The sequence below is a fragment of the Micromonospora haikouensis genome (genome assembly GCF_000876225.1).
Taxonomy (GTDB): domain Bacteria; phylum Actinomycetota; class Actinomycetes; order Mycobacteriales; family Micromonosporaceae; genus Micromonospora; species Micromonospora haikouensis.
The window spans coordinates 1,099,739-1,112,663 of record NZ_JXSX01000002.1 but is presented as its reverse complement, the minus strand read 5'-3'; the positions used below and the strand labels follow the sequence as shown (position 1 = coordinate 1,112,663).

Annotated in this window: 8 protein-coding genes, 2 tRNA genes and 2 rRNA genes; 2 read left to right on the top strand and 10 right to left on the bottom strand. The window is 65.4% G+C overall.

The genetic code is table 11. The features are described 5' to 3' along the window. Together TK50_RS21655 and TK50_RS21650 are read right to left on the bottom strand one after the other, a co-directional pair. Positions 1-2,796 (bottom strand): 23S ribosomal RNA (locus TK50_RS21655); the annotation flags it as partial. A gap of 380 nt (positions 2,797-3,176) precedes the next feature. Beyond that, positions 3,177-4,691: ribosomal RNA gene (locus TK50_RS21650) — 16S ribosomal RNA — on the bottom strand. Between the two features lie 622 nt (positions 4,692-5,313). On the opposite strand from TK50_RS21650, the gene TK50_RS21645 reads away from it, so the two are divergent. Further along, positions 5,314-5,541, top strand: a complete 228-nt coding sequence (locus TK50_RS21645) for a hypothetical protein (protein ID WP_043966354.1) — start codon at positions 5,314-5,316, stop codon at positions 5,539-5,541. 17 nt (positions 5,542-5,558) lie between these two features. Here TK50_RS21645 and TK50_RS21640 read toward each other — a convergent pair whose 3' ends face one another. From TK50_RS21640 to TK50_RS21615, 6 genes are all read right to left on the bottom strand, one after another. Continuing rightward, on the bottom strand, positions 5,559-6,356 hold the full coding sequence (locus TK50_RS21640) for a carbon-nitrogen hydrolase family protein (protein ID WP_043966352.1): 798 nt from the start codon (positions 6,354-6,356) through the stop codon (positions 5,559-5,561). 88 nt (positions 6,357-6,444) lie between these two features. After that, positions 6,445-7,740, bottom strand: coding sequence for an ATP-dependent Clp protease ATP-binding subunit ClpX (gene clpX / locus TK50_RS21635; RefSeq protein WP_043966350.1), 1,296 nt, complete (start codon positions 7,738-7,740; stop codon positions 6,445-6,447). A 208-nt stretch (positions 7,741-7,948) separates the two neighbouring features. After that, complete coding sequence (locus tag TK50_RS21630) at positions 7,949-8,611, bottom strand: ATP-dependent Clp protease proteolytic subunit (protein ID WP_043966349.1); 663 nt, start codon at positions 8,609-8,611, stop codon at positions 7,949-7,951. Positions 8,612-8,625: 14 nt separating this feature from the next. After that, a complete protein-coding gene (locus TK50_RS21625; RefSeq protein WP_043966346.1) occupies positions 8,626-9,267 on the bottom strand; it encodes an ATP-dependent Clp protease proteolytic subunit in 642 nt (213 codons plus the stop codon). A gap of 171 nt (positions 9,268-9,438) precedes the next feature. After that, on the bottom strand, positions 9,439-10,791 hold the full coding sequence (gene tig, locus TK50_RS21620; protein ID WP_043966344.1) for a trigger factor: 1,353 nt from the start codon (positions 10,789-10,791) through the stop codon (positions 9,439-9,441). A gap of 145 nt (positions 10,792-10,936) precedes the next feature. Further along, positions 10,937-11,010: transfer RNA gene (locus TK50_RS21615), tRNA-Pro, on the bottom strand. A 255-nt stretch (positions 11,011-11,265) separates the two neighbouring features. On the opposite strand from TK50_RS21615, the gene TK50_RS21610 reads away from it, so the two are divergent. Continuing rightward, positions 11,266-11,339 (top strand) — tRNA-Gly (locus TK50_RS21610). A gap of 53 nt (positions 11,340-11,392) precedes the next feature. On the opposite strand, the gene TK50_RS21605 is transcribed toward TK50_RS21610, so the two are convergent. Together TK50_RS21605 and TK50_RS21600 are read right to left on the bottom strand one after the other, a co-directional pair. Then, entirely contained in the window at positions 11,393-12,688 is a 1,296-nt protein-coding gene (locus tag TK50_RS21605; RefSeq protein WP_043966343.1) for a tyrosine-type recombinase/integrase, read from the bottom strand. After that, the gene (locus TK50_RS21600) at positions 12,688-12,906 is read right to left on the bottom strand and encodes a helix-turn-helix domain-containing protein (protein ID WP_018831717.1); all 219 of its coding nucleotides are present in this window, start codon (positions 12,904-12,906) and stop codon (positions 12,688-12,690) included. The genes TK50_RS21605 and TK50_RS21600 overlap by 1 nt, the downstream gene beginning before the upstream one ends. Positions 12,907-12,925 lie beyond the last annotated feature (19 nt).

Sequence of the window (12,925 nt, the reverse complement as noted above, 5' to 3'; positions counted from 1 at the left end):
CGTTCTAAACCCAGCTCGCGTACCGCTTTAATGGGCGAACAGCCCAACCCTTGGGACCTGCTACAGCCCCAGGATGCGACGAGCCGACATCGAGGTGCCAAACCATCCCGTCGATATGGACTCTTGGGGAAGATCAGCCTGTTATCCCCGGGGTACCTTTTATCCGTTGAGCGACACCGCTTCCACACGCAAGTGCCGGATCACTAGTCCCGACTTTCGTCCCTGCTCGACCTGTCAGTCTCACAGTCAAGCCCCCTTGTGCACTTGCACTCAACACCTGATTGCCAACCAGGCTGAGGGAACCTTTGGGCGCCTCCGTTACCCTTTAGGAGGCAACCGCCCCAGTTAAACTACCCACCAGACACTGTCCCTGAACCGGATAACGGCCCGAAGTTAGATACCCGAATCAACCAGAGTGGTATTTCAAGATTGCCTCCACCCATACTGGCGTATGGACTTCACCGGCTCCCACCTATCCTACACAAGCTAACTCAAGTACCAATGTCAAGCTATAGTAAAGGTCCCGGGGTCTTTCCGTCCTGCCGCGCGTAACGAGCATCTTTACTCGTAATGCAATTTCGCCGGGCCTGTGGTTGAGACAGTGGGGAAGTCGTTACGCCATTCGTGCAGGTCGGAACTTACCCGACAAGGAATTTCGCTACCTTAGGATGGTTATAGTTACCACCGCCGTTTACTGGCGCTTAAGTTCTCCGCTTCGCCCCGAAGAGCTAACAGGTCCCCTTAACGTTCCAGCACCGGGCAGGCGTCAGTCCATATACATCGAATTACTTCTTCGCATGGACCTGTGTTTTTAGTAAACAGTCGCTTCCCCCTGCTCTCTGCGGCCATACAACGCTCCACCCGCAAGGGGCTTCACGTCTCCGGCCCCCCTTCTCCCTAAGTTACGGGGGCAATTTGCCGAGTTCCTTAACCACAGTTCGCCCGATCGCCTCGGTATTCTCTACCTGACCACCTGTGTCGGTTTGGGGTACGGGCCGCTCAGAACTCGCTAGAGGCTTTTCTCGGCAGCATAGGATCACTGACTTCACCTGAATCGGCTCGGCATCACGTCTCAGCCACATGTGTTGCGGATTTGCCTACAACACGGCCTACACGCTTACCCCGGCACAACCACCGGCCGGGATCAGCTACCTTCCTGCGTCACCCCATCGCTTGACTACTACCCGCCAGGTTCCCACGCTCCCCACCCTCAACCCGAAGGTCTTGGATGGTTCGGATGGTTAGCACAACGAGGTTCATCACGGGCGCTCTTTCGCGGGTACGGGAATATCAACCCGTTGTCCATCGACTACGCCTCTCGGCCTCGCCTTAGGTCCCGACTCACCCAGGGCGGATTAGCCTGGCCCTGGAACCCTTGGTCATCCGGCGGAAGGGTTTCTCACCCTTCTTTCGCTACTCATGCCTGCATTCTCACTCGTGCCGCGTCCACAACTAGGTCACCCCGCTGCTTCACCCCCGGCACGACGCTCCCCTACCCACCCACACACCTGCATACCCCATCAAGGAGGCACAAAGTATCGTGTGAGTGCCACAGCTTCGGCGGTGTGCTTGAGCCCCGCTACATTGTCGGCGCGGAACCACTTGACCAGTGAGCTATTACGCACTCTTTAAAGGGTGGCTGCTTCTAAGCCAACCTCCTGGTTGTCTATGCGACCCCACATCCTTTTCCACTTAGCACACGCTTAGGGGCCTTAGCTGGTGATCTGGGCTGTTTCCCTCTCGACTACGAAGCTTATCCCCCGCAGTCTCACTGCCGCGCTCTCACTTACCGGCATTCGGAGTTTGGCTGATTTCGGTAAGCTTGTGGGCCCCCTAGACCATCCAGTGCTCTACCTCCGGCAAGAAACACACGACGCTGCACCTAAATGCATTTCGGGGAGAACCAGCTATCACGGAGTTTGATTGGCCTTTCACCCCTAACCACAGGTCATCCCCCAACTTTTCAACGTTGGTGGGTTCGGCCCTCCACGTAGTCTTACCCACGCTTCAGCCTGCCCATGGCTAGATCACTCCGCTTCGGGTCTAGAGCATGCGACTCAAACGCCCTATTCAGACTCGCTTTCGCTACGGCTCCCCCACACGGGTTAACCTCGCCACATGCCACTAACTCGCAGGCTCATTCTTCAAAAGGCACGCCGTCACCCCGCAAGGCTCCGACGGATTGTAGGCGAACGGTTTCAGGTACTATTTCACTCCCCTCCCGGGGTACTTTTCACCATTCCCTCACGGTACTCGTCCGCTATCGGTCACCAGGAAGTATTTAGGCTTACCAGGTGGTCCTGGCAGATTCACGGCAGATTACAGGAGTCCGCCGCTACTCGGGAACACCCACAGAAGACCAGCCACTTTCACCTACCGGACTCTCACCGTCTACGGTCAGCCATTCCAGACCATTCGGCTAGCAACTGGCTTTATCACTCCTCACACGAGTGTCAGCTCGTGTAGCAGGGTCCCACAACCCCGACCACGCAACCCCTGACAGGTATCACACGCAACCGGTTTAGCCTCAATCCGCTTTCGCTCGCCACTACTCACGGAATCACTATTGTTTTCTCTTCCTACGGGTACTGAGATGTTTCACTTCCCCGCGTTCCCCCCACACACCCTATGAATTCAGGTGCAGGTGACTGGACATGACTCCAGCCAGGTTTCCCCATTCGGACACCCTGGGATCACAGCTTGGTTGACAGCTCCCCCAGGCCTATCGCGGCCTCCCACGTCCTTCATCGGCTCCTGGTGCCAAGGCATCCACCGTTCGCCCTTGACAACTTGACCACAAAGATGCTCGCGTCCACTGTGCAATTCTCAACAAACAACCAACCCACAACCCACAGCCCCACACCAGCAACCCACACAGGATCCGGTATGCGAGACCAGGCCGCGCCTGGCAACCAACCCCCACCCCTAACCAGGGCAAGGACATCGGCTCTGAAAGAAGACAACCCATGGTTGTTCCTTCAGGACCCAACAGGGTGCTCTCCGCCCCTCCCCAGCCGCACCACACGCTTTCGTTCCCACCACCAGAAGTGGCTGTACTAGAAACCCGTGGCCGTTGCCAGAGAAAGACTCACCAGTGTCTCCGCCATCGAGCACCCCGACCTGACATTCGCAGATCGCGGGCTCCATACCAGCTTTCGCCGGATGGTGCTCCTTAGAAAGGAGGTGATCCAGCCGCACCTTCCGGTACGGCTACCTTGTTACGACTTCGGCCAAATCGCCAGCCCCACCTTCGACGGCTCCCACCGCAAGGGTTGGGCCACCGGCTTCGGGTGTTGCCGACTTTCGTGACGTGACGGGCGGTGTATACAAGGCCCGGGAACGTATTCACCGCAGCGTTGCTGATCTGCGATTACTAGCGGCTCCGACTTCACGGGGTCGAGTTGCAGACCCCTATCCGAACTGAGACCGGCTTTTTGGGATTCGCTCCACCTCACGGAATCGCAGCCCATTGTACCGGCCATTGTAGCATGCGTGAAGCCCTGGACATAAGGGGCATGATGACTTGACGTCATCCCCACCTTCCTCCGAGTTGCCCCCGGCAGTCTTCGATGAGTCCCCGCCATAACGCGCTGGCAACATCGAACGAGGGTTGCGCTCGTTGCGGGACTTAACCCAACATCTCACGACACGAGCTGACGACAGCCATGCCCCACCTGTGACCGCCCCCGAAGGACCCCCCATCTCTGGAGGTTTTGCGGCCATGTCAAACCCAGGTAAGGTTCTTCGCGTTGCATCGAATTAATCCGCATGCTCCGCCGCTTGTGCGGGCCCCCGTCAATTCCTTTGAGTTTTAGCCTTGCGGCCGTACTCCCCAGGCGGGGCGCTTAATGCGTTAGCTGCGGCACAGAGAACCGGAGAGGCCCCCCACACCTAGCGCCCAACGTTTACAGCGTGGACTACCAGGGTATCTAATCCTGTTCGCTCCCCGCGCTTTCGCTCCTCAGCGTCAGTATCGGCCCAGAGACCCGCCTTCGCCACCGGTGTTCCTCCTGATATCTGCGCATTTCACCGCTACACCAGGAATTCCAGTCTCCCCTACCGAACTCTAGCCTGCCCGTATCGACCGCAGGCTTGGGGTTGAGCCCCAAGTTTTCACGGTCGACGCGACAAGCCGCCTACGAGCTCTTTACGCCCAATAATTGCGGACAACGCTCGCGCCCTACGTCTTACCGCGGCTGCTGGCACGTAGTTGGCCGGCGCTTCTTCCGCAGGTACCGTCACTTGCGCTTCGTCTCTGCTGAAAGAGGTTTACAACCCGAAGGCCGTCATCCCTCACGCGGCGTCGCTGCATCAGGCTTCCGCCCAGTGTGCAATATTCCCCACTGCTGCCTCCCGTAGGAGTCTGGGCCGTGTCTCAGCCGCAGTGGGGCCGGTCGCCTTCTCAGGCCGGCTACCCGTCGTCGCCTTGGTAGGCCATCCCCCCACCAACAAGCTGATAGGCCGCGAGCCCATCCCAGGCCGAAAAACTTTCCGCCCCCCACCATGCGGCAGAAGGTCGTATTCGGTATTAGCCCCCGTCTCCGAGGGTTATCCCAAAGCCTAGGGCAGGTTGCTCACGTGTTACTCACCCGTTCGCCGCTCGAGTACCCCGCCGGGCCTTTCCGCTCGACTTGCATGTGTTAAGCACGCCGCCAGCGTTCGTCCTGAGCCAGGATCAAACTCTCCAACAAAAACCTGTTGAACAATCCATCCCGACAACAAAGTGTTGCCAAAGGAATCCCCACCAGACCAACCCGAAGGCCGACCCAGTGCGGGGTATCAAACTACTTGGCACTGGCTTATCAAGCACCCTGTTGAGTTCTCAAAGAACAACCACACACCATCCGTAGCCCTACACTGTAGGGCCACCTTCTGGGGCAACCTCTCTAACTTACCCGATCTCATCTTCGCTGTCAACCCTGTTCCCAAGGTTTACGCTCGGATTCGCTCGGACCCACGGCGACGCACGCCGAATAACGGCGGTCGTTTCTGTCGTGGAGAGCCGCAGACCGGCCGATCGCCGCTTTGCGGCCACCCGCCCGGCTCCTGCCGGCCTCAGCACTCTACCCGGTCGGCTTCGCGATCGCAACCCCGTCTCACCGGAGTTGCTCCGCACCGCCCGGACCAGCCTCGCTCGGCGTCTCCGCCGCGAGCCCGTGCCCGCTCTCAGCCGGTTTGTCCGGCCTCCCGCGTGCAGAGAGAAAGTTACGCGTACGGCCCCGGGAAGGCAAATCAACGCCTGTCACTGTCCTGACGGAAAGGGGCCCGCCACCGCACACCGAAATCGCGCCCGCGCATGTCAGAGTGTCTGGCATGGATGACGCCCTCCCCCGCCCGGCGACGCCCCTCGCCGAAGAAGCCCTGCTCGGACTGCTGCTGCCGTTCTGGCAGCTGGTCATCGGCGCCGTGGTGGTGGCCGTCATCCTGCTCTCCGTGGGCCGGCTGGCGCGGCGTGGACGCTCGCGGATGTCCGCCGCGCTGCTCATCACGGCCACCGCCATCGCCGGGCTCACCGTGCTGGGGGTACTCCTGCAGAGCTGACCTGCGGCCCGGACGTTTCAGAGCCGCCGGTTCGCCAGGCTGGGCAGCTCGGTGCGAATGGTCCGGAGGCGGTCCAGGTCCAAGTCGACGACGGTGAGACCGGGACCGTCCGGCACCTGGCCGAGGACCGTCCCCCACGGGTCGACGACCATGCTCCGGCCGAAGCAGGTGCGCCCCGGCTCGTGGTCGCCGGTCTGACCGGCGGCGGCGACGAAGCACTGGTTCTCGATGGCCCGCGCCCGCAACAGGACCTCCCAGTGGTCGCGCCCGGTGTGCACCATGAACGCGGCCGGCACCACCAGCAGCGTGGCACCCCCATCCGTGGCCAGGTGCCGGTACAGCTCCGGGAACCGGAGGTCGTAGCAGATCGACAAGCCGACCCGGACGCCCTCGACGTCGACCACCACCGGCTTGTCCCCCGGCGCCACCGTCGCCGACTCCAGGTATGACACCCGGCCGGGGATCTCCACGTCGTACAGGTGGATCTTGCGGTAGGTCCCGGCGAGCGTGCCCGTGCGGTCGAAGAGCAGGGAGGTGTTCCAGGTGTGGTCCCGGTCCGGGCCCGCCTCGTGGAACGACCCGGCGTGCACCCAGATGCCGAGCCGCCGGGCGACGTCGGCGAAGAACCGACCCACCGTGCCGTCCACCGGCTCGGGCGCCGGCATCCCGGCTGCGGTGCCGAGGTAGTCGACATACTCCGGGAGGACCGCCAGGTCCGCGCCGGCCGCTGCGGCCCGGACCAACAGGGCCTCCGCGGCCGCGAGATTGGCGGCCCGGTCGTCGCGGGAGTTCAGCTGGCAGACGGCGACGCGCATGACCCTCAGCGTACGGCTGGCGGGGCCCCCGCGACAGCCTCCACCGCCGGCGGAGGGGTCGTGGACCCTCCCCGCCGGACGGGGAGGGTCAGGCGGACTTCTCCTCGCGGTCCCGGCGGGCCCGGCGGCCGGTGAACTCGCGCGGCACGATCGTGGGGTTGACGTTCTCCAGGACCACCTCGCGGGTGATCAGCACCCGGGCGGCGTCGGGGTTGCTCGGCACCTCGTACATCACGGAGAGCAGGACCTCCTCCATGATGGCGCGCAGGCCACGGGCGCCCGTGCCGCGCAGCATCGCCTGGTCGGCGATGGCCTCCAGGGCCGGCGGCTCGAACTCCAGCTCCACGCCGTCGAGCTCAAAGAGGCGCTGGTATTGCTTCACGAGGGCGTTACGCGGCTCGGTGAGGATCCGCACGAGGGCGGACCGGTCGAGGCTGCGGACATTGGTGATCACCGGAAGCCGGCCGATGAACTCGGGGATCAGGCCGAACTTCAGCATGTCCTCGGGCATGACCTGGCTGAAGATGTCGTCGGTCGACCGCTCGGAGACCGAGCGGAGCCGCGCGCCGAAGCCCGTCCCGCCGTGGCCCGTGCGGGCCTCGATGATCTGGTCGAGGCCGGCGAAGGCGCCACCGCAGATGAACAGCACGTTGGTGGTGTCGATCTGGATGAACTCCTGGTGCGGGTGCTTGCGCCCGCCCTGCGGCGGCACGTTGGCCACCGTGCCTTCGAGCATCTTCAGCAGCGCCTGCTGGACGCCCTCGCCGGAGACGTCCCGCGTGATCGACGGGTTCTCCGACTTGCGGGCGATCTTGTCGACCTCGTCGATGTAGATGATGCCGGTCTCGGCGCGCTTGATGTCGTAGTCCGCGGCCTGGATCAGCTTGAGGAGGATGTTCTCCACGTCCTCGCCCACGTAACCCGCCTCGGTGAGGGCGGTGGCGTCCGCGATCGCGAAGGGGACGTTCAGCATCCGGGCGAGGGTCTGCGCGAGGTGGGTCTTGCCGCACCCGGTCGGCCCGAGCAGCAGGATGTTGGACTTGGCCAGCTCGACGGCGTCGCTGCCGGAACCCGGCGCGCCGGCCGCCTCGGCCTGGATCCGCTTGTAGTGGTTGTAGACGGCGACCGCGAGCGCCTTCTTGGCCTGGTCCTGGCCGACCACGTAGTTGTCGAGGAACTGGCAGATCTCCATCGGCTTGGGAAGCTCTTCCCACTTCACCTCGCCGGACTCGGCCAGCTCCTCCTCGATGATCTCGTTGCAGAGATCGATGCACTCGTCGCAGATGTAGACCCCGGGGCCCGCGATGAGCTTTTTCACCTGCTTCTGCGACTTGCCGCAGAAGGAGCATTTGAGTAGGTCGCCGCCGTCACCGATCCGTGCCACCTACGTTCTCCCTGCACTCATCGGCCGGTGCACCGGCCATGACCTGCGGACGCTGCGCTCCGTCCGTCTCCGTTCGCTCGCCGGACCGTCCCGACGCAGCGGTACGGGCCCGACGTTACCCGCTGGCGGGGGTTTCTCCGACCCCCAAATCGGGCGTGTCAGAGGTCGGCAGGCAAAGCGCCCGGCCGACCTCTGACCCATGCTCGTCTCAGCTGGCCGCGTTGGCGGCGAGCAGCCCCTTCTTGCGGCTGGTGAGGATCGTGTCCACCAGCCCGTACTCCTTGGACTCCTCGGCCGTCATGATCTTGTCACGGTCGATGTCCTTGCGGACCTTCTCCACCGGCTGGTTGCAGTGCCGGGCGAGCATCTCCTCCAGCTGCGTCCGCATCCGCAGGATCTCCCGGGCCTGGATCTCGATGTCCGAGCCCTGCCCGTAGCCGCCCTCCGTGGCCGGCTGGTGGATGATGATCCGCGAGTTCGGCAGCGCCATGCGCTTGCCCGGGGTGCCGGCGGAGAGCAGCACCGCGGCGGCACTGGCCGCCTGGCCCAGGCAGACCGTGGAGATGTCCGGCCGGACGTACTGCATCGTGTCGTAGATCGCCGTCATCGCGGTGAACGAGCCACCCGGCGAGTTGATGTACATGATGATGTCGCGGTCGGGGTCGGTGCCCTCGAGCGTCAGCAGCTGCGCCATCACGTCGTTGGCGGACGCGTCGTCCACCTGGACACCGAGGAAGATGATCCGGTCCTCGAAGAGCTTGTTGTACGGGTTGGACTCCTTCACCCCGTACGACGTGCGCTCGACGAACGACGGCAGGACGTAGCGGTTGTGCACGGCCGCGAACTGGGGCGGCAGGCTCAGGTCGGTCATCGTCAGCTCCTCGGTCAGCTCAGGGTCCCGGCGCCCGCCGGAACCTGCACGGCTCCGGTGATCACCTTGTCGATGAAGCCGTAGTCCGTCGCCTCCTGGGCGGTGAACCAGCGGTCACGGTCCGAGTCCGCCTCGATCTGGGCGAAAGTCTGGCCGGTGTGGAAGGCCACCCGCTCCTGGAACATCCGCTTCGTGTAGAGCATCTGCTCCGCCTGGATGGCGATGTCCGACGCGGTGCCGCCCATGCCGCCGGACGGCTGGTGCATCATGATCCGGGCGTGGGGCAGGGCGTAGCGCTTGCCCTTGGTGCCCGCGCAGAGCAGCAGCTGCCCCATCGAGGCGGCCATGCCCATCGCGACCGTGGAGACGTCGTTGTCGATGTACTGCATCGTGTCGTAGATCGCCATGCCGGAGTAGACCGAGCCACCGGGCGAGTTGATCCAGAGGTAGATGTCCCGGTCCGGGTCCTCCGCCGCGAGCAGCAGCAGCTGCGCGCAGATGCGGTTGGCCACCTGGTCGTTCACCTCGCTGCCCAGGAAGATGATGCGCTCCCTGAGCAACCGGTTGTAGACCGAGTCGTCGAGGTTGCCAATGTTCTCGCCACCGCGGGCATCGATCGCCCGGAGCGGCTTCGCTGGGATGTGCATGTCGGTCATGGCAGCCCTTCGCTCTCCGTACCGTCCTACCCGACACTAACCGCTTGCCCGGGCGGCAGAGTCCCGGTCGGGGCGCTTTTCGCTCTCAGCGCAGCCCCTTCGGGACGTACCCGGAAAAGGGCTTGGGCCGCCGCCCACCGCAACCGGTGGACGACGGCCGCACCCGAGGTGTCAGTGCTCGTGGTCGTGGTCGTGCGCCTCTTCGCCCTCGGCGCGGATGGCGTCGAGGCTCACCTCGTTGCCCGCGGTGTCCTTGATCTTGATGCGCTCCATCACCGAGGCCAGCGCCTTGCCGCGCCGCACGTCGCCGAAGACGGCCGCCGCCGAGCCCGAGCGGACCAGCTGGTCGTAGTACTGCTGCGGGGGCATCCCGGCGCGCTGCGCGCGGTGGACGATCTCGTGGCCGAACTCGTCGTCGGAGACCTGGACCTCCTCGGCGTCGGCCAGGGTGTCCAGCAGCAGCTGGATCTTGACGCCGTCGGTCGCCGCCTCGTTGAGCTCGGCGTCGATCTGCTCCTCGGTCTTCTCCTCGGCCGCGAGGTATTCCTCCAGGGAGGCGCCGATCCGCTCCAGCTGGTCGATCATGGCCTGCTTGCGGCCCTCGACCTCCTCGCGCACGACGCCCTCCGGCGCCGGCACCCCGGCGGCCTCGACGAGCTGCTCCAGGGCCTTGTCGCGGGCGGCGTAGATCTGCTCGACCCGCTTGCCCCGGGTGACCCGCTCGCGCACGTCGGCGCGCAGCTCCTCGATGGTGTCGAACTCGCTCGCCATCTGGGCGAAGTCGTCGTCCAGCTCCGGCAGCTCCTTCTCCTTGACCGTGCGCACGGTCACCGCCACCTCGGCGTCCCGGCCGGCGAAGTCGCCGCCGACGAGCTGGGTGGTGAAGGTGGTGCTCTCGCCGGCGGCGAGGCCGACGAGGGCCTCGTCCAGCCCCGGCAGGAGCTGCTTGCTGCCGACCTCGTGGGAGATGTTGGTCGCCGAGCCGCCCGGGACGTCCTCGCCGTCGACCGTGGCGTTCAGGTCGATCTGCACGTAGTCGCCCTCGGCGGCGGCCCGCTCGACGGTCTTCAGGGTGGCGAACCGCTCGCGCAGGTTCTTCACCTGCTCCTCGATCTCGCTGTCGTCGATCTTGAGCTCGTCGACGGTGACCTCGATCGAGTCGAGCTCCGGCAGGGTGATCTCGGGCCGGACGTCCACCTCGGCGGTGAAGTTGAGGGAGTCGCCGTCGTTGAACTCGGTGATCTCGACCTCGGGGCGACCGAGGGTCTTCAGGTCGTGCTCGCGGACCGCGGCGAGGATGTTCTGCGGGATGGCCTCCTGCACCGCCTCGTTGAGGACGGTGCCCCGGCCCACCCGCTGGTCGATCACGGCGGCCGGCACCTTGCCCCGCCGGAAGCCGGGCACCTGCACCTGCGAACCGATCTCCCGGTACGCCTTCTTGAGGCTCGGCTCGAGCTCGACGAACGGCACCTCGATGGCGAGCCGCACGCGCGTCGGGCTCAGAGTCTCGACGGTGCTCTTCACAGGCGTACTCCTTGACGGATCTCAGTTGAGTCTGGGCGTGATTCAGCCCATCGAGTGTAGGCGAGCCGACGCGGCCCCTCGGCAGCGCCCGGGGCACCAGGTGGGAACCGGCGGCTCCCAGGGGTGCCCCGGCCGCGGACGACAGTCGGGGTGGCGGGATTTGAACCCACGGCCCCTCGCTCCCAAAGCGAGTGCGCTACCAAGCTGCGCCACACCCCGTGGCGACGAGAAGTGTATGCCGTCGAGGCGCGGCAGGGGTGCCGGGGCCGGACGCGCCGCGTCCGCGCGTTGCGCGGGTCGGCGCCGGGCAGGACGCGGGCCGGCGCCACCATGTCGGCGACATGGCGGTATCCCAGGGGTGCGGATACCGCCACCTCCCCGGCATGACGTGGATCATGGGCACGCGCGGACAGGATGCGCGCCGAACCGGGGCACCGGGTAGGCTGTCGGCGCACCCCGTGCACCGGGGCGCACGCGGGCGTAGCTCAATGGCAGAGCTTCAGTCTTCCAAACTGACGGTGCGGGTTCGATTCCCGTCGCCCGCTCCACACCCTCCGGCCCAGGTCAGCAGCACATTCGCCGAACCTGGGCCGCTCTCGTTCTAGCCCTTACTGATCTTGCGTGCCATTGGCGTGCCAGTAGCGCCGGCCGTGCCGTCCGAGGCCGGTTCGCGTGCCGGTCGCTCGGCCTTCCCGCCCTTGGCCGGCTTTTGCTTCGCCGGCTTGTCGCTGCCCTTCGCCTTGCCCTTCGTCGACTTGGCCTTGCCCGGTGCCGCCGCCCGCTTCGCCTGCTTGGCGATGCGGCGATCCATGCCGGCCGCGATCTCCCGATCCCGCTCGCTGTTCGCGTGCTGGTAGACCAGCGCCGCCCGCATGCTCGCGTGACCCATCCGGTGCATCAGGTCCCGCGTGCTGGCCCCGGTCGCCGCCGCCAGGTTGTTGCCCGTGTGCCGCAGGTCGTGGAAGTGGAACCCGTCCGGCATGCCGGCCGCCCGCAGCGCCGCCGCCCAGCCGACCGCCCGACGGAAGTTGCCGGAACGCAGCACCGCGCCCTTGTCCCCCGTGAAGACCAGCTCCTCCGGCCCCTCCCCCACATATTCGGCCAGGTGCGCGGCGAGCGCCGACCGGGCCGCCGCTGGCAGGGTCACCGTACGGTTGCCCGCCTCCGACTTCGGCGGCCCGAACTCCATCCGGTTACGCAGCGCCGCCAGCTTGCGCGGGACGCGGACCGTGCCGGCCGTGAGGTCGATGTCCGAGCGCCGCAGCGCTGCCAGCTCGCCCCAGCGCAGCCCGGAGAACGCGGCGACGATCACCAGCGCGGCGAACCGGGGCGGCATCCGCTCGGCGAGCGCGAGCACCTGGGCGACGGTCGCCACCGGCCGCTCCGGCGTGTGGTAGCGGTCATAGCCCAGGATGCGGCACGGGTTCTGCCGAATCAGCTCGTCTTCCTTTACGGCGGTGTTGAGGATCGCCCGCAGCAGTGAGTACGCCTTCACCGCCTGCGGTTCCGTCGTGCCCCCGTCGAGCAGGTTCCTACGCCAGGTGCGGATGGTCTGCGGCCTGATCGCGCCCAGGGCGAGCGCGCCGAGGTGGGGGCCGATGTGCAGCCGGAACAAGTCCTCGTAGTTCTCCCGGGTGCGCGGCTGGAGCTTCCGCTCGGCGATCCACTTCCGGCCGTACCCGTCGAGCTTGATCTCCCCCGCCTCCGGGGCCGACCACTCCCCCTTGATGATCTCCGACTCCACGACGGTCAGCCACTTGGCCGCTTGGCGCTCGGTTTCGAACGTGTGCGGTGCCTTCCGCTCCAGCCCGTCCGGGCCGACGTACCGCGCCTGGTACCGCCCCGAGGGGAGACGACGCACGTTGCCGAAACGCCGCCGGCCCTTGCTCGCCGCCATCAGGCCACCTCCCCCAGGTAGTCACGCAGGTGCGCCCGAGTCATCGGCACGACCCGGTTGCTGTCGATGTAGGCAGCGACGGCCGACGCCTCGAAGCGCACCAGGCGGCCGACCTTGACGAAGGCGATCCGTCGTTCGGCGACCAGCCGGCGGACGAATCGCGGCGTTGCCTTGAGGCGAGCGGCGACCTCGTCAGCGGTCAACAGCTCGTCATTCATGCGGTTGCTCCTCCCAGGG